This window comes from Kribbella sp. NPDC055071 (genome assembly GCF_053608045.1).
Genome location: NZ_JBSGUS010000030.1, coordinates 35,255 through 53,321, shown reverse-complemented (window position 1 = coordinate 53,321; position 18,067 = coordinate 35,255). Strand labels below are relative to the sequence as shown.

Below are 18,067 nucleotides of genomic sequence, written 5' to 3'. Positions count from 1 at the left end.
TAGTCGGTGTGAACAAGAAACGACCCCTGCACACCCGCCACGGGCTGTTCAAGCCCTCCGCGATCGTCCGTTCCACGCCCAGAAGCGCCACCCGGACACACCGTCCACCTGCTGATCCGTCGGCGCGGAACAGTCAGGTTCGGGGAGGATCTCTTCCCTGATCAGGCGCGATATCCTCCCAACCTCCTTCCCGCGCTCTTCTTCTTTGCGGGTTCTGAAGACTTTGCTGGCTCGGTGTCTGTTTCAGTTGGAGTAGAGCTCGTATTCGGAGAGTTGGGCGGCGGGCCAACCGGTGTTGGTGGTGATGGTCAGGCGGACCCAGCGGGTGGTGGTGGCGGTGGGGAGGGTGATCGTTACGGCGTTGCCTGAGGTGGGGTCGAAGGTGCGGGACGCGGGGGCGGAGAGTTGGGTGTAGGACGTGTTGGTTGTGCTGCCTAGCACCTCTATCGTCTGAGCGCGCGAACCCCAACTGGCCGGCAGTTTGAGGACCAGGCGTTTCACTGACTGGTTGCTGCCTAGATCGACAGTCAACGACTGCGGCCAGGCGTTGTTGGCGCTCTCCCAATAGGTGGCGGCGTTGCTGTCGACGGTGTTGCCGGCGACGTAGTTCTGCGTCGTACTGGTCGCGGTGACCGGCCGGCCGGCCGCGAGGTTGCCAGTGGGCGGAGTAGTGCTGCCGGTGCCCGGTTCGACCCAGGTGCAGCCGCTCCAGGTCGAGTCCCAGCCGCTGTTGCCCGAGCCGCGGTTGAGGGCGAAGGAGCCGCTCGGGTAGGCGCAGTTGTAGACGCCGGCGCGGCCGATGCCGCTGGCAACTACATTGCTGACCGAGGCCGAGCCGGTCGTCTCGGCCTGGAAGGCGAACGTACCGGCGCCCTCGATCGAGCCGCCGTCGACACTGACGTTCTGAACCGCACGCCCCGCGCCACCACCGTCGACGAACTGGTACGCCGACCACGGGCTCGCCACCAGGCGGTTGTTCAGCAACCGAACCTGGGCGTTGATCTGGGTGTCGTACGCATCCACGCGGATCGCGCCGTGCGGATGGTTCTGACCCCAGTTCGGGTTCATCGCGCCGGTCCGGATCAACGTGTTGCCGGAGACGGTGATGGTGCCGGCCAACGGGTAGAACGGCGAGCCGAACGACTGGTTGGAGATCGCGATGCCACCACCGAGCGCGTTCGTGTCGGAGATCAGGTTGTCGCGCACGGTCAGGTCGGTGCCGCCGTAGATCGCGATGCCGTTGGCCAGGGTCGGCTGGACGATCGTGTTGTTGGCGAAGGTGCTGTTGCGGTCAGCGCCGTTCAGCGACCACATCGCGAGCGCGTCGTCGCCCTGGTTGCGGAGGAAGTTGTTCCGCACCTGCACGTTGTACGCGTTGCCGTTCAGGTTCAGGCCGTCCGCGGTCATGTCGTAGAAGCGATTGTTCTCGACGACGAGGTTGTCGTTGTTGCCGGTCAGCCACATCCCGACCTTGAGGTGCTGCAACCAGAGTCCGGAGACGATCGAGTTCGGGCCGAGGCTGCCGTTGACGAAGTTGTCCGGCGACTGGTCGTTGCGCTCGGTGACCTCGCCGATGACCGCGAAGTCGTACAGCTTGACGTTACCGCCGCCGTTCGGGCGGTCGATCAGGTGGCTGCTGAGCAACGTCGAGTACCAGCGCCCGGCACCGCGGATCGTGACGCCGTCGGGGTTGATCGTGCCACCGACCTTGAACCGGCCGGCCGGGATCCACACGGTTCCACCGGAGCCGCGGGCACTGTCGATCGCGCTCTGGATCGCGCCGGTCGAGTCGTTGTTGCCGTTCGGGTCGGCGCCGCGATCGGTGATCGAGATCGAGCCACCAGGCTGGCCGGCCGCACCGGCGACGTTCTCGAACTCGGCATCGTCGATCGTGTACGGGCCCGCGGTGTTCTCGCCGTCGACCTGCAGCTTGATCTTCGCGCCTGCGTTCACTGTCTGGCCGAGCAGCAGCCGGGCGTGGTCGTACAACTTGTGGGTCCGCGACCCGGCGATCCAGCCGGTGTCGACGTAGCTGTACTTCGCGGTCACGGCGAGGGACTGCGACAGCTTCTGGCCGTTCACGTACACCGCGAGAGTGCCGGTGCGGCCGTCCGGAACGGAGTACGCGACGTTGATGGCGTTCGTCGTACCGGGTGCGGTGAACTCGACGTACTGGCCGCCGTTCAGCGTGACGGCCTGCCGGTTGGAGGCCTCGGCGGCCAGGGCGCCTTGCGTGTAGCTCGGGCCGATCTTGCTGCCGTTGGTGGCGGCGTTCTCGGCTTCCAGGATCGTGAACGGCAGGGTCGCGCCGGCCGCTTGGATCGCAGCCGGTACAGCGAGAGCCGGTACAGCGCGGGCCGGTACAGCGTGAGCCGGAGTCGCCGGGAGTGCCCCGGCAGCAAGGGCGGTGAGTACAGGGATCGCGAGAGCGGCCCACTGTGGGCGTGCGTGCATAAGGAAACGCCTTCCTCGGGGGGCGGACCGGTCATGCCGGCCGGAGGCAGTCCGCACACAGTAGGAGAGAGCGTTTGCCGATGCAATAGTTCGACGCAATGACGCAAATCCTGCACAACGCCCGGCTGGAACCAGGGAGTTCCACGGGCGCGACGGCCACACGATCCGAGCAGGCTGGGAACCACCAGATCAGGTTCGGACCGTGAGAGGAAGATCGCGTGCGCGCATCGTCGGCCAATCCCAGTGAGAGCAACGGACCATCGCGGCGGAGGGTGCTGCAAGGCGGGCTCGCGGCGGGCGTCGCCGGCGTCGGCCTGGCCGCGCTCGGCGAGACAACCGCCGGCGCCGTCATCCAACCGCCGGCGCAGCTGCGCGGATCAACCGCGATCCGTCCGTTTCGGGTCGCCTTCCCCCAGCAGCAGCTGATCGACCTGCGCCGCCGGATCGCCGCCGTGCGCTGGCCTTCCGCCGAGCTGGTCACGGACCGCTCGCAAGGTGTGCAACTGCGCACCACGCGGGCGCTCGCGAAGTACTGGCTGAGCAAGTACAACTGGCACAGCTTCGAGGCGAAGCTCAACAAGCTGCCGCAGTACAAAACGGAGATCGACGGTGTCGACGTCCACTTCATCCACGTGCGCTCGCCGCACAAGGACGCGTTACCGCTGATCATGACGCACGGTTGGCCCGGCTCGATCATCGAGCTGCTCGAGACCATCGACCCGCTGACGAACCCCACCGCGCACGGCGGCACCGCCGCCGACGCGTTCCACCTCGTCCTGCCGTCGATTCCAGGGTTTGGGTTCTCCAGCCAGCCGACCGAACTCGGCTGGAGCGCGGGTCACGCCGCGACGGCCTGGGTCGAACTCATGACGCGCCTCGGCTACACCCGGTACGTCGCGCAGGGAGGCGACGTCGGCTCCGCGATCACCGACGCCGTCGGCCGCCTCGCGCCGCCCGGGCTGCAAGGCATCCACCTCAACCTGCTGGCCTCGGCGCTCGGCGGGGCTGCGCAGCCGAACACGACCGCCGAGGAGCGCGCCGCGACGGCCGCGGTCGCCGAGTTCAGGACCACCGGCAGCGGCTATCTGACCGAGCAGAGCACGCGCCCGCAGACGATCGGGTACGCGTTGCAGGACTCACCGGTCGCCCTGGCCGCCTGGATGCTCGACCACGACACCGACAGCTACTACAAGATCTCCCGCGCGTTCCTCGGCGGCCCGGTCGCGGGCAACCTGACGCGGGACCACATCCTCGACAACATCACCATGTACTGGCTGACCGGCACCGGCGTCTCGTCCGCCCGCGAGTACTGGGAGAGCGCCCAGGCGCGCATCGGCGCTCCGGTCCCGCCGCCGATGACGCTGCCGGTCGGGTTCAGCGCGTTCCCCGGCGAGATCTTCCAGGCGCCACGCAGCTGAGTCGAGAAGGCCTACCCAACCCTCGTCTACTACAACAGACCACCCCGCGGCGGCCACTTCGCCGCCTGGGAAGAGCCAACCCTCTTCACCAACGAACTCCGCGCAGCCTTCCATCCCCTCCGCTAACTCCGAAGCGGCCCATCAACAACGCTGACGATTGGACCAGCTGCGGTGGGCCACCGGGACGTACGGTCGAGGCATGACCACAGGATCTTTCATGCGTGCGATCGCAGCCAAGGACGGCGCGGCCGGCGTCGACGGGTTGGCTCTGACTGAGTTGCCCTATCCCCATACCGCCGAGAACGACGTCGTCGTACGGGTGCACGCGGCCGGGTTTACCAAGGGCGAGCTGGAGTGGCCGCACTCGTGGATTGATCGAGCCGGTCGCGATCGCACGCCGTCGGTTCCTGGCCACGAGTTGTCCGGTGTCGTCGTCGAGCTGGGGTATGGCACCACCGGTCTCAGCGTCGGACAGCATGTCTTCGGACTGGCCGACTGGGCGCGCGACGGTTCGCTGGCGGAGTACATCGCGATCGAGGCTCGCAACTTGGCACCGCTCCCCGCCGACGTCGACCACGTCACCGCAGCCGCGCTACCGATCTCCGGCTTGACCGCGTGGCAGGCGCTCTTCGATCACGCTCACCTGACGTCCGGCCAGACTGTCCTCATTCACGGCGTCGCCGGTGCGGTCGGCTCCGTCGCCGCGCAACTGGCCCGCGAGGTCGGAGCCCACATCATCGGGACCGGCCGGGCCGGTAGCCGCGACGCGGCGACCGAGCTGGGCGTCCAGACCTTCGTCGACCTGGAGAACGACCGTCTCGAGGATGTGGGCGCCGTCGACGTCGTGTTCGACGTACTCGGCGGCGACATCCTGGCCCGCTCAGCCGCGCTGGTGCGTCCCGGCGGCACGCTCGTCACCGTGAACGAGCCGCCGACCGTCCACCCCGAGGACGGCCGGGCCATCTTCTTCGTCGTCGAGGCCAAACCCGACCAGCTCACCGAACTGGTGACCCGAGTCCGTGACGGCCGCCTCAAGCCGCTTGTCACCGCCGTCCGCGACCTCGCCGACGCCCCTGCCGCGTTCACCGCACCGGGCCGGACGATCATCACCGTGTCAGGCGCGGAGGTTGTCGGAGACCGCCGGTAGGGTCCTCGGCGTGGACGTTGGGGAGCGCATTCAGGAACTGGCCGATCAGATCGTCGTACTGCGGGACGCCTACTACCGAGGCTCACCGACAGTCGCCGACGCGGAGTACGACGCGATCGAGGACGAGCTGCGGACACTGATCGGCGCCAACCCCGAGCTCGCGCCGGATCCGAATCCGCTGGAGCAAGTCGGCGCGCCCACGATCCTGCACGCGCCCGTCCGGCACTCGCGGCCGATGCTGTCGCTGGAGAAGTCGACCCGCCCCGAGCAGGTCGAGGCCTTCTTCGGCCGCTTCCCCGGCCAGTCGGTGGTCGTGATGCCGAAGCTCGACGGCCTCTCGCTGGCGCTCGTCTACGAGGACGGCCGACTGGCGCGCGCGATCACCCGCGGCGACGGGACGACTGGCGACGACGTGACCCCGCTCGTGCGCGCGCTGACCGACGGCGTGCCGGACCGGCTCGATGTGACCGACCGCATCGAGGTCCGCGGCGAGGCCGTCATGCTGCGTTCGACCTTCGCCGCGTACAACGCCACACACCCGGACAAGCCGCTGATCAACCCGAGGAACGCTGCCGCCGGCACGCTGCGCGCCAAGGACCCGGCCACGGTCGCCGAGCGGCGCCTGCAGTTCCTCGCCTTCGACCTGCTCGCCGACCGCGACAACACCGATTCCGACCTCGAGCGCGCCCTGCGGACGATGGGCTTCACCGTCGCCGACATGCGGCATTGCGACGACGCCGCCGCGGCGCAGGCGGTGATCACCACGATCGAGGCTCAGCGCAACGACCTGGACTACGACCTCGACGGTGCCGTGCTGCGGCTGGCCGATCGCGACGCCTTCGCCGCCGCCGGCACCCGGTCGAGCTCACCGCGCGGCGCCCTGGCCTACAAGTTCGCCGCCGAGGAGAAGACCACCGTGCTGGCCGACGTGGTCTGGGACGTCGGCAAAACCGGCAAGATCGCGCCCGTCGCCTGGCTCGAGCCCGTCTTCGTCGGCGGTACGACGGTCACCCGCGCGACACTCGCCAACCAGGAAGTGATCCGCGCCCGCGGCATCAAGATCGGTGACACGGTCCTGGTCCGGCGAGCCGGCGATGTGATCCCGTTCGTCGCCGGTGTGCTCGACGCGTCCAAGCGCACGGGCGCGGAGCGCGACATCGTCCCACCGACCGTGTGTCCGTCCTGCGCGCAGGATCTGATCGAGCAAGGCAACAGCCGCGAGCTGTTCTGCACGAACGTCGCCTGCCCCGCCCAGACCGTACGGCGGCTGATCCACTGGGCCTCCCGGGCGGCCGCGGACATCGACGCCATCGGCGGAGTCTGGATCGAGCGCCTGGCCGAAGCCGGCATCCTCGAGCATCCGTCGGACTTCTACCGCCTGACCGCCGAACGGCTGCTGGAGTTCGACCGGATCGGCGACATCTCCGCCGCCCGGATGATCGACTCGATCGACGCCAGCCGTCAGGTCGGGCTCCGCCGGGCGCTGATCGGCCTCGCGATCCCGATGGCCTCCGAAGGCACCGCGGCCAGACTGTGCCGAGCGGGCTTCGGATCCCTCGAAGACGTCGTCGATGCGGGTGTCGACGGACTCGTCGCGGTCGAGGACATCGGCCCGAAGGTCGCCGCCTCGCTGATCGAGCACCTCACCAGACTCCGGCCCGAGCTCGAGCGGCTCCGCGCGGCCGGTGTCTCGCTCGACGTCCGCGACGAAGATCTCCCACCGGTCGTCGCGGCCGGAGCGCCGCTGGCCGGCAAGACCGTCGTCGTCACCGGCTCGATCAGCGACCCACGCTCCGGTGAGAAGGTCGCGCGACCGGCGTTCCAGCGCCTCTGCGAGAAGGCCGGCGCGACCATTGCCTCATCGGTGTCGGCGAGTACGGACTTCCTCATCACCGGCGCCGACGTCGGTGCCGCCAAACTCACCAAGGCCGAGAAGTTCGGCGTCACCGTCGTCGACCAGGCCGAGATCTGGTCCCAGCTGCAGGACGCGGACCTGCTCGGCTAGAGGTCCGTACGCCGGAACGGGAAGAACTCGCGGACGTCCTGCGCGCACCGGCAGGCGACCGCAACCTTCGCGGCCCACGGCAAGGCGTCCTCGAGGGTCGGTACGTCGACGACGAAGACCCCGCCGATCAGCTCCTTGCTCTCCGGGTACGGTCCGTCGGTGACGAGGCCGTCCCGGCCCATCACGACGTGCGGCTGGCGGTAGTCGATCCCGCCGGTGAAGACGAGCACACCGGCGTCCTTCGCCTCCTGCACCACGGCGTGCGCCTCGTCGGCGACCTTGCGCATCTCCTCCTCGGCAACATCCATCGTGCCGTTTTCGAACGAGATCAGGTACAGCGTCATCTGAGCACTCCTTGTCCCGCGGCCACTCGCCGGCCGCTCTTCACCCCTGCAACGAACTCCGCACTCCGGATCCGACACCTCGCCAGAAAGTTCTCACAGGGTGTCCAGTTCCTGACGCACCCCTGGCGCCCGACGTGCCGGACCGGACAGGGTTGACGAATGACGGACAAGCGCCGTGAAGCGACCGGCTTCCAGGAGCACTCGCCGTACGACGAATCGATCGACCTGCGGACCGATTTCGTGATGGTCTACGGACTCGATGACACCACTTCGCAGCGGATCGCCCGGTGGCGTGAGGCGGGCTATCGCATTCACCTGATGACCGGTATCTCGTGGGGCAACTATCAGGATTATCTGGATGGTCGGTGGGACGGCTCCGACCATTGGGCCGACGCACAGACCGCGGGCGACGGATCGCCGATCCTGCACGGTGAAAGCACCGACATCCCGTACATGGTTCCGACGTTCGGGTTCACCGAATACCTGATCGAGAAGCTCCGGCCGATCATCGAGCTCGGCGTCGAAGGCATCCACCTCGAGGAGCCGGAGTTCTGGTCGCGCGCGGGGTACTCCGCGTCGTTCAAGCGGGAATGGCAGGCCTTCTTCCGGGAGCCGTGGCAGGCTCCGCACAGCACTCCCGAAGCGCATTTCCGCGCCGGGCAACTCAAGCAACACCTGCTCTCCCGCAGCCTCGACCGAGTCACCTCGGTGCTCCGCGACGAGGCCCTGCAGCAAGGTCGCGAGGTGCGCTTCTACGTCCCGACGCACAGCCTGCTGAACTACACGCAGTGGCAGATCATCAGCCCCGAATCACGCCTGCGGACGCTGCCCTCGGTCGACGGCGCGATCGCGCAGGTCTGGACCGGCACCTCCCGTACACCCAACGTGTACGCCGGAAAGGTTGCCGAGCGCACCTTTGAGACGGCCTACCTGGAATACGGGATCGCCCAGGACCTCACGCGTGGCACCGATCGACGGATGTGGTTCCTGCACGACCCGATCGAGGACCACCCGGATCGGACCTGGGAGGACTACCTGGCCAACTACCAACGCACTCTGGTGGCCTCGCTGCTGCACCCGGGCGTCTCGCGGTACGAGGTCGCGCCGTGGCCCAACCGGATCTTCAACCGCCCGTACCTGCGGGACGGATCGACCGAACGACAACTCATCCCGCCGGAGACCGCCACCAGCTACCTGATCGCGATGAACAGCCTCCGCGACCTCGACCAGCCTGACGTGCGCTGGGCGAACCAGGGGCCGCGGATCGGGATCGCGCTCTCGGACACCGCGATGTTCCAGCGCTGGTCTCCGGGCGGAGCGAGTGGTCATTACGACGGCCTGCAAGACGCCCTGGCACTGGAAGGCCGCGAGCAGCTCCACTTCTCCGACTTCTACGGTCTGGCCCTGCCACCACTCTTCGATGGCCAGAAGGTCAGTCCGGTCCAGCTTGAGAACGTGATCGACACTCCCGATGCACTGGACGACGTCGACGTGCTGGTCCTTAGCTACGAGTTCCAGAAGCCACTGACACCGACCATCCACTACGCACTCGCCGGGTGGGTCAGTCGCGGCGGCAGTCTCCTGTACGTCGGCAACGGCGCCGACCCGTATCACGCCATCCGCTCCTGGTGGACCGGACGGTACGACACCTGCGCCGACCACTTGGCCGAAGCGCTCGGCCTGCTCGGCCTGCTCGGCCTGCACGGCGAAGGCATCCAGCCGATCGGTCAGGGCTTTGCACGCTTCCTGCCATCCCGACCAGCCGACTTCACCGAATCCCCAGAGCGCTCAGCCGAGCTGGTCGCCGCGATCCGCGAACTGGCCGCGGCAGCCGGCCACACCTGGGAGTCCACCAACTGGCTCTCGGTGCAGCGAGGCCCCTACCTCATCGGCGCCGTACTCGAGGAAACCGGCGGCTCACACCTCATCGAAGGCACGTACGTCGACCTGCTCGACCCACACCTGGGAATCGTCAAGCAGCGTGAGCTGAGCCCGGGCCAACTCACCTGGCTCCGCAACCTCACCTACGACGAGGAACCGGTCCTCGCCTCCGCCGGCCGGATCGTCGACTGGCAACGCGACGACACCACCATCCGCTTCCGCTGCGAGGCACCGCGCGGAGTGGATGTCGTCACGGCCCTCCGCGTCCCGACCAAACCCACAGCAGTCACAGCCGTCGACCTCGAGTACGACGCCACCGTCGGCGTCCTGTGGCTTCGCCATCCCGGCAACCCCGCAGGGACTCGGGTCGAACTCAGACTCTGAAAGCCGTCACACCGAAGGGAAATCGAAGTACGTGTCCGGGTACGGCTCGTCCTTCAAGCTGTAGTGCCACCACTCGTACTCGTACGCGCTGAAGCCGCAGGACTCCATGATCGAGCGAAGGCGCTCACGATTGCTCGCCTCGGCCGGTGTGACGCCGGGCGCCCCGTGATGTGAGATCGGGTCCATCAGATCGTGGTCCCCGCCCATGGCCAGGGGTTCGCCGGTACTCAGGCGACAGAGCGTGAGATCGACGGTGCTCCCCCGGCTGTGCCCGGACTTCGGGGACACGTAGCCCTTGGCGACCATGTCGCCGCGGTCGATGTTCGGATAGTGCCGTGCCTTGGTGCGGCCGTCCTCCGGCTGCACCGACCAGCGCAGGAAGCAATCGACTGCGCGTTGTGGGCGGTAGGCGTCCCACAACAGAAGGCCGAACCCGAGGGATTCGGCCTTCTCCTGCGCCTTTTCCAGCGCCTCACACAAAGCCCGCGTGCCCATGACCCGCCGGGACAGGTACCCGTCCACCGGAGCGCCGGTGAAGTTGTCCCTGCTCGCGTATTTCACATCCCAGCGAATCCCGGGCACGAACTCGTCGACAAAGACGAAATCAGACTCCATCAGCCTTTCCTGTCACTGCCAGCGAGACCCACCGGTCGATCATCTCGGTGAACGTCACCCCGGCCGCCTGCATCATCCGCGGGTAGCGGCTGTAGCTGGTCAGACCCGGGAACGTGTTGACCTCGTTCAGCATGACAGTTCCGTCCTCGAGCAGGAACATGTCGACGCGCGCCAGCCCGCGGCAGCCCAGCGCGCGGTAGATGGCCTTCGCGGTCTCCTTGACCTTCGTGGCGGTGGCGTCGTCCAGGTCGGCGGGGACCGTGATCGTCGAGGCCACGAAACCCTCTTCGGGGTTGTCTTCCTGGTGCGGCCGGAAGAAGCCGGAGGTCAGGTTGATCTGGTCGAGCTCGGCGACGAACAACTCCTCGTTGCCCATCACCGCGCTGCCGATCTCGGTGCCGACGATGGCCTCCTCGATCAGCACCTTCGAGTCGAACTCGCGGGCCTCTTCCATCGCGCCTGCAAGCTCTTCCTTGTTGGAGACCTTGTTGACACCGAACGACGACCCCGAACGGGCCGGCTTCACGAAGATCGGGTAGGTGAACTGGTCCGGGTCGACCTTCTCGTCGGCCGGCACGATCCAGAAGTTCGGCGTGGGGATGCCGGCGGCCTTCACGACGGTGTAGGTCAGCGCCTTGTCCATGCTCATCGCGGAGCTGGGGATGTCGCAGCCGACGTACGGAATGCCGGCGAGCTCGAGCAGACCCTGGATCGCGCCGTCCTCGCTCAGCTTGCCGTGCAGCACGGGCAGCACGACATCGAGGCGGATCGTCGTGTACTTGCCCTCCTCCAGCACGAGCAGACCGTGGACGTCGCGGTCCGGCGAGAGCACGACCGGATGGGTGGTGCCGGCCTCCCAGTCCTCCGACGGACCGTCGCACAGCTTCCAGGCACCGGTCTTGCTGATGCCGACCCAGTACGGCTCGAACTTGTCGAGGTCGAGGTTCCTGGCCACCTCTTGCGCGGACTTGATGGAGACAGGGTGTTCTTCGGTCACGCCCCCGAAAAGAATTCCGATCTTCATCTTCATATCCATTCCCGCTTTCTGTCCTCGAACTTCAGGCAATTGACGATGGAGTTTTCCACGGTATCGCTCAGGGCGTGATCCGTGTAATACGCGGTATGCGGGCTGACGATGACGTTCGGCAGCTCCTGCAGACGCATCAGGGCAGCGTTGTCGATGGGCCTGTCGCTGCAGTCGGCGTAGAAGATTCCTTGCTCTCCTTCGACGACGTCCAGCGCCGCACCACCCAGGCGCCCACTCTCCAGCGCCGAGACCAGGGCCGCGGTGTCGAGCAGCGGACCGCGCCCAGTATTGATCACGAACGCGCCGTGCTTCAACTCGAAGATGCGCTGCCGATTCAGCAGGTGGTGAGTCTCCGGAGTCAGCGGTGTGTGCAGGGTGACGATGTCACTCTCGCGCAGCAGGTCGTCCAGCGGGACGTACTTGGCATCGGTCAGCGGACGCGTGTCGTAGGCGAGCACCCCACACCCGAAACCGCGCAGCCGGTCCATCACCGCGGCACCGATACGGCCGGTCCCGACCACGCCGACGGTGAGGTCGCGCAGTTCCTTGCCGCGGACGTCGTTCAGCCGGTAGTCGTGAATCTGGGCCCGGTGCACGATGGACTTCGCGTTACGCAGGGCCATCAGCATCAGCATCAGCGTGTAATCGGCCACGCTGTCGGGCGAATACTCGACATTACCGACCGTCACACCGATGCTCTCGGCGTACTCCACGTCGAGGTGGTTGAAGCCGATGCTGCGGGTGGAGATGTATCTGACCCCCACTCGCTCCAGCGCCAGGATGGTCTCGTTGGAGATACGAGCCTTGTGACCCACACTCACGCAGCGATTCCCGGCTGCCAGCTCGATGTTGTCCTCGGTCAGATGGGCGGCGGTAATCGTGGTGTCCACGCCGAGGCGAGGCGCCAGCTCCCGGAAGACAATCGCCTCGTCCGGTTCGCACCCATAGATGGTCATCCCTGTTGCCTGCACGGGCGTAGTGTAGAAGGACAAGGGCGCTCCGGGGGAATTGACTCTCCGCTGGTACCCTATCGTCCCCTTATGGAGAATCTCATTCCCCCCGGCACCACAGAGTTTCCTTCACCAGGAGATGTAACTCAGGGCGCACGGGCCGCTCTCACTGTCGACGAGATCGCCGCTGTCGTCGGCGGCACGGTCGCGGGTGACGGCACCGTCAGGGTGACCGCACCGGCCGTGCTCGACGGCCGCACGGTCGAGCCTGGCGGCCTCTTCGTCGCCATCGCGGGCAAGAACGTCGACGGCCATGATTTCGCCGACCAGGCCGGCAAGGCCGGAGCGGTCGCCGTGCTCGGCTCCCGGCCCACGACGCTGCCAACCGTCGTTGTCGAAGACACCGAGGCCGCACTCCAAGCGCTTGCCGCCAACAGCGTCGCCAAGCTGCGGGACGGACTGACCGTTGTCGGGCTGACCGGTTCGCAGGGCAAGACCGGTACCAAGGACCTCGTGTCCGCGGCTCTCGCCGAGGCGGGGTCAACGGTCGCTACGTTCGGTTCGCTCAACAACGAGCTCGGCGTACCGCTCACCATCCTGCGCGCCGACGCGTCGACCCGATTCCTCGTCCTGGAGCTGGGCGCCCGCCACATCGGCGACATCACCCACCTCTCGTCGCTGGCCCCGCCTGACATCGCTGTCGTACTGAACGTCGGCGTGGCCCACCTCGGCAAGATGGGATCTCGCGAGGCCATCGCCACCGCCAAGGGTGAGCTCGTGCAAGGGCTGGTGCCGGGCGGCACCGCGATCCTGAACGCCGACGACCCGCGCGTGATCGCGATGCGCAAGCTCACCGACGGCCCAGTGCTGACCTTCGGCCAGTCCGAGGAGGCCGACGTACGAGTCCTCGACGTGACGCTGGACCGGCTCGGCCGAGCGTCGTTCACGCTCAAGACCGCGGACGCCTCGGCTCAGCTCACGCTGCCGCTCGTAGGCGCCCACCAGGCCCTCAACGCGTCAGCGGCCGCCGCGGCGGCACTGGCAGCCGGGGTGCCCCTCGACGTGACCGCGAAGGCGCTGGCCGGTGCCACGCTGTCGCACTGGCGGCTGGAGCTGCGCGACCTCGCCAGTGGGGCGACGCTGCTCAACGACACCTTCAACGCCACCCCCGACTCGGCCCGTTCATCGCTGGACGCGCTGGCCGCTGTCGAGGGCGGACGCCGGATCGCCGTCCTCGGCGAGATGCTCGAGCTGGGCGAGACCGGGGCGACCGAGCACCACGGTGTCGGCGAGTACGCCGCTACCCGGGCCGACGTGGTGGTCGCGGTCGGTGCGGGCGCCCGGCCGATCGCCGACGGCGCCGGTGAGCGTGGCGTAGTGCTGCCTGACAACGATGCCGCGGTCGACTGGCTGCGGCGCGAGCTCGCCGCGGGCGACGTCGTACTCCTCAAGGCCTCCCGCGGCATCCACCTCGACGAGGTTGCCGCCGCCCTCGACTAACTGGTCGGCAGATCCCGCAGGAATCGCGACGATGTCCCGGCCTGGTTGATGTATCCGCACCCCAGGTAGAACGCGTGGGCATCGTCGCGGCGGTCGGCGCTGGTGACCTCCATCCGGACGGACCCGCGCTCCGCGGCGAAGGACTCCGCGGCCGCGACCAGCCGAGAGCCGACACCGAGGCGACGGGCCCGATCGGAGACCACGAGCGCAACGATCCGTCCCTGCGAGCCCTCGCGTTCGAAGAACGGCGCGACGTGAACGGCGATGACACCAAGCAGCCCGCCGGTGGACCCCTCGGTCGACTCAGCGGCGTACGCGGCACTGGACGGATCCTCGGCAAAGACCTTCAGCCGGTCCGCTGTCGCGGAGGCATCGTCCTGCGGATAACCGAGCTGGCTCAGCAGTTCGTTGACCGCCACGGCGTCGGATGGCTGCACCGGCCTGACGGTCACACTCATTTCTTCATCCGCGGATCGTGCGACGGATCCGGGTACATCGGCGGGGGCCCTTGCTCGATCGCTTCGGGGCGCAGCTCGTAGTGCCACGGTTCGTTCGCAAAGATCTGGCACAGCCCGTACTTGGCGCCGTGCTCGGCCAGCCACGGCCGTGCGGGGCGGCCGAGATCAACCGCCTGCCCGGCCACATGCGGCGAGTTGAACGGAGTCGCCACCCAGCGGGCCGCCTCCTCCTCCGAGCCGTACTTCTCGACCGCATCCCGCAGCAGCACCCGCTGGTACGCCTGGGTCCGCCAGCCACTGTTCACACCGAACTCGATACCCTCGGCAGCCGCGTCGGTCGCGGCCGCGCGCAGGGCCTTGAGCAGCTCCGGGTCGAGGTTGGCAACGGCCGGGTACTGGTCGTCGAACACCGTCGCGCCGGCGGGAACGATCCCGTCCTCCTCGGTCGGCGCACCATCTACGGCTTGAGTCATGCTGTCCAATCAACGCAGGGTCAGTTCCGCCCCAACGTATGTGATCGCCGAGGTCATGGACTGATCAGGACGACTCGAGGAGTTTCGCGAGTACGACGGTGTCGCGCAGGTACTCGTCGTACGGAAAACCGGCCGCCACCAGCGCAGTGCGCAGCTCCTCCTCCAGGGGCTTCCCGCTGTCGTGGAAGGCTTTGCTGCCGACCGAGGTGAGGGTGACGAGCCGTCGCCGCCCATGCTCTGGATCCGTGCGCACCTGCACGAACCCCGCTGTCTCCAGCGGCCGCAGCGCCCGGCTGATCGCGGGATCGGAGATCGCCAGCGCCTGCGCGAGCTGATGCTGCGTCGCGGGCTGGATCTCCTCCAGCGTCCCCAGCAACCGCAGCTGGCTGTAACTCAACCCGCCGAGATCATCGCCACGCCGCCGCGCGGCCTCCCCCAGCAACTGCACTACGCGATGCAGCAAATCGGCCAACCCATCGTCCATGAGCAGGAGCATAGCGTAAATCTTGACTAGTTAATATTAACCATGCAAGACTCAAGCCATGGACACCACCGCATACGTCGTCACCACCGTCTTCCCCGTCGTCCCGATCCTGGTCGCCGTCATCGGCGCGCGGATCCGCACCAGGCACAGCAGCTCCCCGCAGGCAGCGCTCGAGACCTGGCAGCGCGGGTGGGCGATCGCCACCCTCGGCGCCGGGAGCCTGGCCATGTCGCTCTCGTTCTTCGTCGTTCCGCAGACGATGGCGACCGAGATCGGGTTCACGGACTCGCCGTTCGCCTTCGAGATCGCCTGCGCCAACCTCGGGCTGGCGGTGATGGGATTCCGCGCCGCGTCGGCCTCAGCGTCGGCTCGCGAGCGCGTCACGATCGGCCTCGGCGCCGGCATGTTCCTGTGGGGCGCGACGCTCGGCCACCTCTACCAGTTCTTCGCGAAGGGCGACCACCAGCCGGGCAACACCGGCGGCATCCTGATCTACGACGTACTCATCCCCGCAGTCATGATCATCCTGGCCGTCCGCTCCCAGCGCCTCGCCAGGACAACGTCGTACGACGCTCAGCCCCTGCCGGTCGGCTGATCAGCTACTGCCGGTCGGGCTGGTCAGCGGCTGGCGCGGAGGGTTTGGGCCAGCGCGTCCAGCGCGGGCAGGGCGTCGATGATCGTCTGCGCGGACCTCGCCGGCATCTGGTCCAGACACGAACCCAGCGCCTCGACCCGGAGCAGCTTCACCCGCTCGTGCAACTGGCGGCCGGCCTCGGTCGCCTCGACCCGAACCGCGCGGAGATCCTGCGGGTTCGGGTCGCGCTGGATCAGGCCGAGCTCGGTCAGCCGGCCGACCACGCGCGACAACATGGTCGGGTTGAGCCCCTCGAGCTGGGCCAGCTCGGTCAGGCCGAGCGGACCGCGGAACGCGATCAGCCCGAGCACGGACGCCTGGGTCGGCGTCAGGCCCTCGTCGGTCGCCGTGGCGTTGAGCTCCCGCGCGAGCTTGGAGATCACTCCACGGAGCTTGCTCAGCGTCTCGGTGTCGGTCATGTCACCCCTTTATTGCCTGCCAGCAAGCAATGTATTGTATCCATTGATGGAACCGTCGAGTTCACCCCCAGTGATCGCCGAACCGGCCGTCGCCGACGAACCACTGGCGCACCGGCGGCTCGTCTTCGGCATCGTCGCGATCGCCCTGCTGATGGCCTCGATCGATCAGACCATAGTGGCGACCGCCCTCAACGCCATCCGCGGCGACCTGCACGCCGAGCTGACCTGGAGCGGCTGGACGATCACGGTCTACGCGCTCGGCCAGATCATCGTGATGCCGCTGGCCGGCCGGCTCGGCGACCAGTTCGGCCGCAAGAAGGTCTTCCTCGGTGCCGCGGCCCTGTTCACGGTCGCCTCGCTGGCCTGCAGCATGGCCGACAACATCTACCTGCTGGTCGTGTTCCGCGCGCTGCAGGCGATCGGCGGCGGCGCGTTCATGCCGACCGCCACCGGCATCGTCGCCGAGCAGTTCGGCCGCGACCGGGACCGGGCGATCGGCATGTTCACCTCGATCTTCCCGATCGGCGGCATCGTCGGCCCGATCATCGGTGGCGTCATCGTCACCTACTGGTCCTGGCGCGAGATCTTCGTGGTGAACATTCCGATCGGCGCCCTCCTGATCGTCCTCGGCCTGCGCTTCATCCCGACCAGCGCGCCGAAGGCCGCCGCCCGAGTCGATACGACCGGCGCCGGGTTGCTGGCGTTGACCTTGCTGTTCGGCATGTTCGGCATCAGTTCGCTCGGCGGGAGCGGCGCGGAGCCGACCGATGTCCTGTTCATCGTGCCGATGGTGATCGCCGTCGGGCTCGGCGTCGTGTTCGTCCGGCACGCGAATCGGCATGCGGCGCCGTTCATCCCGCTCAGCCTGCTCCGCGGCCGCGGCTTCGGCGCGATGAACACGATCAACTTCCTCTTCGGCGCGGCCATGCTCGGCTTCGGCGCGCTCGTTCCCCTGTACGCCGAATCCCGCTACGGCATCCAGCCACTCCAAGCCGGCACGCTGCTCACCGCCCGCGCGGTCGGGATGATCTGCGTCGCGGGCCTGGCCGTGTTCGCGCTTCGTCGTACCGGTTATCGGGCTCCGATGATCGGTGGCTTCGTGCTCGTCGCGGGCGGGATGACCGTGATGTCGCTGGCTCCGCACGGGCTCACGCCGTACGCCTGGCTGGCGATGGCCGCCGGGATCACCGGCATCGGGATGGGTCTGTCGATCCCCGCGTCGAACAACGCCAGCCTGCAACTCGCTCCGGAGCAGATCTCCGCGATCGCCGGCCTGCGTGGGATGTTCCGCCAGTCCGGCGGGATCGTCGCGGTCTCGATCACCACGACGATCCTGAGCCACTCGGCCAACAGCGGCGTGTCTCAGGCCTACAGTTTCGTCGCCTTCGCCGCCTTGCTCCTGTTGATGATCCCGATCACCTTCCTCGTCCCCGACCACCGCGGCACCTGGTAACTCACCCGCCGCCGAGCGTCATGCTGGCCAGATCCGGCTCCCGGCCGCCCGTCAGCGCCGGACCGCGACCCGGGCCCCAGGCTGAACAGCGACACCTTGCCTGCACTAGTTGCCACGAGCAACCGTCCCCGCGGCGCCGTCCACGTCCAGCCGGAACGTCGCAACATCAATCGATCCCCAATGCGTCACCTGCAGAACAGCCCACCCCTGGTCGCGGGCACCGAGCGGTGCTCGCCTGGAACGACGTCCTGCAGTCGAGGCCGGGTCGCCTCCGATGCAGACGTGCGGCAACCGGATGAAAGCGCGCCGTCACTACGAGGCAAGGTCGCAGCCGTAGTTATCCACATTCCGGCAGAATGTGCTCGTATCCCGCGTGGTTTCGCGCGTAGGCTCGTCGACGTCCGATGTGGTGATTTGCGCT

At 67.6% G+C, this 18,067-nt stretch carries 16 protein-coding genes; 7 read left to right on the top strand and 9 right to left on the bottom strand.

Going from position 1 to position 18,067, the window contains the following annotated elements; genetic code table 11:
* Positions 1 to 243: 243 nt before the first annotated feature.
* Positions 244 to 2,454: a discoidin domain-containing protein gene (locus ACWF4Z_RS34200; RefSeq protein WP_452247344.1), complete on the bottom strand. Its 2,211-nt coding sequence runs from the start codon at positions 2,452 to 2,454 to the stop codon at positions 244 to 246.
* A 218-nt stretch (positions 2,455 to 2,672) separates the two neighbouring features.
* Between ACWF4Z_RS34200 and ACWF4Z_RS34195 the strand changes: the two genes are divergently transcribed.
* The 3 genes from ACWF4Z_RS34195 to ligA all read left to right on the top strand — a co-directional run bounded on the left by ACWF4Z_RS34195 (position 2,673) and on the right by ligA (position 7,024).
* A complete protein-coding gene (locus ACWF4Z_RS34195; protein ID WP_452247343.1) occupies positions 2,673 to 3,872 on the top strand; it encodes an epoxide hydrolase family protein in 1,200 nt (399 codons plus the stop codon).
* A 199-nt stretch (positions 3,873 to 4,071) separates the two neighbouring features.
* A complete protein-coding gene (locus ACWF4Z_RS34190; RefSeq protein WP_452247342.1) occupies positions 4,072 to 5,019 on the top strand; it encodes an NADP-dependent oxidoreductase in 948 nt (315 codons plus the stop codon).
* 10 nt (positions 5,020 to 5,029) lie between these two features.
* Positions 5,030 to 7,024, top strand: a complete 1,995-nt coding sequence (ligA, locus tag ACWF4Z_RS34185; protein WP_452247341.1) for an NAD-dependent DNA ligase LigA — start codon at positions 5,030 to 5,032, stop codon at positions 7,022 to 7,024.
* On the opposite strand, the gene ACWF4Z_RS34180 is transcribed toward ligA, so the two are convergent.
* Entirely contained in the window at positions 7,021 to 7,368 is a 348-nt protein-coding gene (locus tag ACWF4Z_RS34180) for a YciI family protein (protein WP_452247340.1), read from the bottom strand. The genes ligA and ACWF4Z_RS34180 overlap by 4 nt on opposite strands.
* Before the next feature lie 159 nt (positions 7,369 to 7,527).
* Between ACWF4Z_RS34180 and ACWF4Z_RS34175 the strand changes: the two genes are divergently transcribed.
* The gene (locus tag ACWF4Z_RS34175) at positions 7,528 to 9,633 is read left to right on the top strand and encodes a hypothetical protein (protein ID WP_452247339.1); all 2,106 of its coding nucleotides are present in this window, start codon (positions 7,528 to 7,530) and stop codon (positions 9,631 to 9,633) included.
* A gap of 6 nt (positions 9,634 to 9,639) precedes the next feature.
* On the opposite strand, the gene vanX is transcribed toward ACWF4Z_RS34175, so the two are convergent.
* The 3 genes from vanX to vanH are packed head-to-tail and all read right to left on the bottom strand — an operon-like array spanning position 9,640 to position 12,231.
* Positions 9,640 to 10,248 (bottom strand): D-Ala-D-Ala dipeptidase VanX, encoded by a 609-nt coding sequence (vanX, locus tag ACWF4Z_RS34170; protein ID WP_452247338.1) that lies wholly within the window; start codon positions 10,246 to 10,248, stop codon positions 9,640 to 9,642.
* Positions 10,238 to 11,278: a D-alanine--(R)-lactate ligase gene (gene vanA, locus ACWF4Z_RS34165; protein WP_452247337.1), complete on the bottom strand. Its 1,041-nt coding sequence runs from the start codon at positions 11,276 to 11,278 to the stop codon at positions 10,238 to 10,240. The genes vanX and vanA overlap by 11 nt, the downstream gene beginning before the upstream one ends.
* Positions 11,275 to 12,231 (bottom strand): D-lactate dehydrogenase VanH, encoded by a 957-nt coding sequence (vanH, locus tag ACWF4Z_RS34160; RefSeq protein ID WP_452247361.1) that lies wholly within the window; start codon positions 12,229 to 12,231, stop codon positions 11,275 to 11,277. Before vanH ends, vanA begins: the two co-directional genes overlap by 4 nt.
* An 84-nt stretch (positions 12,232 to 12,315) precedes the next feature.
* Here vanH and ACWF4Z_RS34155 point away from each other — a divergent pair, with 84 nt between their 5' ends.
* Positions 12,316 to 13,725, top strand: a complete 1,410-nt coding sequence (locus ACWF4Z_RS34155; RefSeq protein ID WP_452247336.1) for a UDP-N-acetylmuramoyl-tripeptide--D-alanyl-D-alanine ligase — start codon at positions 12,316 to 12,318, stop codon at positions 13,723 to 13,725.
* Here the strand turns inward: ACWF4Z_RS34155 and ACWF4Z_RS34150 are convergent.
* The 3 genes from ACWF4Z_RS34150 to ACWF4Z_RS34140 form a co-directional block, all read right to left on the bottom strand.
* Positions 13,722 to 14,183 carry a GNAT family N-acetyltransferase gene (locus ACWF4Z_RS34150; RefSeq protein ID WP_452247335.1) on the bottom strand — a complete coding sequence of 154 codons (462 nt, stop codon included), beginning with the start codon at positions 14,181 to 14,183 and terminating at the stop codon, positions 13,722 to 13,724. The two genes, ACWF4Z_RS34155 and ACWF4Z_RS34150, sit on opposite strands and share 4 nt — an antisense overlap.
* Positions 14,180 to 14,656 carry a M15 family metallopeptidase gene (locus ACWF4Z_RS34145; RefSeq protein WP_452247334.1) on the bottom strand — a complete coding sequence of 159 codons (477 nt, stop codon included), beginning with the start codon at positions 14,654 to 14,656 and terminating at the stop codon, positions 14,180 to 14,182. Before ACWF4Z_RS34145 ends, ACWF4Z_RS34150 begins: the two co-directional genes overlap by 4 nt.
* 64 nt (positions 14,657 to 14,720) lie before the next feature.
* On the bottom strand, positions 14,721 to 15,140 hold the full coding sequence (locus ACWF4Z_RS34140; protein WP_452247333.1) for a MarR family winged helix-turn-helix transcriptional regulator: 420 nt from the start codon (positions 15,138 to 15,140) through the stop codon (positions 14,721 to 14,723).
* A 58-nt stretch (positions 15,141 to 15,198) separates the two neighbouring features.
* Between ACWF4Z_RS34140 and ACWF4Z_RS34135 the strand changes: the two genes are divergently transcribed.
* On the top strand, positions 15,199 to 15,735 hold the full coding sequence (locus ACWF4Z_RS34135) for a DUF6790 family protein (RefSeq protein WP_452247332.1): 537 nt from the start codon (positions 15,199 to 15,201) through the stop codon (positions 15,733 to 15,735).
* Between the two features lie 23 nt (positions 15,736 to 15,758).
* Here ACWF4Z_RS34135 and ACWF4Z_RS34130 read toward each other — a convergent pair whose 3' ends face one another.
* Positions 15,759 to 16,193: a MarR family winged helix-turn-helix transcriptional regulator gene (locus tag ACWF4Z_RS34130; RefSeq protein WP_452247331.1), complete on the bottom strand. Its 435-nt coding sequence runs from the start codon at positions 16,191 to 16,193 to the stop codon at positions 15,759 to 15,761.
* A 46-nt stretch (positions 16,194 to 16,239) separates the two neighbouring features.
* Here ACWF4Z_RS34130 and ACWF4Z_RS34125 point away from each other — a divergent pair, with 46 nt between their 5' ends.
* Positions 16,240 to 17,646, top strand: a complete 1,407-nt coding sequence (locus tag ACWF4Z_RS34125; protein WP_452247330.1) for an MFS transporter — start codon at positions 16,240 to 16,242, stop codon at positions 17,644 to 17,646.
* Positions 17,647 to 18,067 lie beyond the last annotated feature (421 nt).

Excerpts from the sequence above, each read along its gene's own strand:
- ACWF4Z_RS34180 (WP_452247340.1), bottom strand. The coding sequence starts at position 7,368 with ATGACGCTGTACCTGATCTCGTTCGAAAACGGCACGATGGATGTTGCC.
- vanA (WP_452247337.1), bottom strand. The coding sequence starts at position 11,278 with ATGAAGATGAAGATCGGAATTCTTTTCGGGGGCGTGACCGAAGAACAC.
- ACWF4Z_RS34125 (WP_452247330.1), top strand. The coding sequence starts at position 16,240 with ATGGAACCGTCGAGTTCACCCCCAGTGATCGCCGAACCGGCCGTCGCC.
- ACWF4Z_RS34150 (WP_452247335.1), bottom strand. The coding sequence starts at position 14,183 with ATGAGTGTGACCGTCAGGCCGGTGCAGCCATCCGACGCCGTGGCGGTC.
- ACWF4Z_RS34190 (WP_452247342.1), top strand. The coding sequence starts at position 4,072 with ATGACCACAGGATCTTTCATGCGTGCGATCGCAGCCAAGGACGGCGCG.
- ACWF4Z_RS34140 (WP_452247333.1), bottom strand. The coding sequence starts at position 15,140 with ATGGACGATGGGTTGGCCGATTTGCTGCATCGCGTAGTGCAGTTGCTG.
- vanH (WP_452247361.1), bottom strand. The coding sequence starts at position 12,231 with ATGACCATCTATGGGTGCGAACCGGACGAGGCGATTGTCTTCCGGGAG.
- ACWF4Z_RS34200 (WP_452247344.1), bottom strand. The coding sequence starts at position 2,454 with ATGCACGCACGCCCACAGTGGGCCGCTCTCGCGATCCCTGTACTCACC.
- ACWF4Z_RS34155 (WP_452247336.1), top strand. The coding sequence starts at position 12,316 with ATGGAGAATCTCATTCCCCCCGGCACCACAGAGTTTCCTTCACCAGGA.
- ACWF4Z_RS34135 (WP_452247332.1), top strand. The coding sequence starts at position 15,199 with ATGGACACCACCGCATACGTCGTCACCACCGTCTTCCCCGTCGTCCCG.
- ACWF4Z_RS34130 (WP_452247331.1), bottom strand. The coding sequence starts at position 16,193 with ATGACCGACACCGAGACGCTGAGCAAGCTCCGTGGAGTGATCTCCAAG.
- ACWF4Z_RS34175 (WP_452247339.1), top strand. The coding sequence starts at position 7,528 with ATGACGGACAAGCGCCGTGAAGCGACCGGCTTCCAGGAGCACTCGCCG.
- vanX (WP_452247338.1), bottom strand. The coding sequence starts at position 10,248 with ATGGAGTCTGATTTCGTCTTTGTCGACGAGTTCGTGCCCGGGATTCGC.
- ACWF4Z_RS34145 (WP_452247334.1), bottom strand. The coding sequence starts at position 14,656 with ATGACTCAAGCCGTAGATGGTGCGCCGACCGAGGAGGACGGGATCGTT.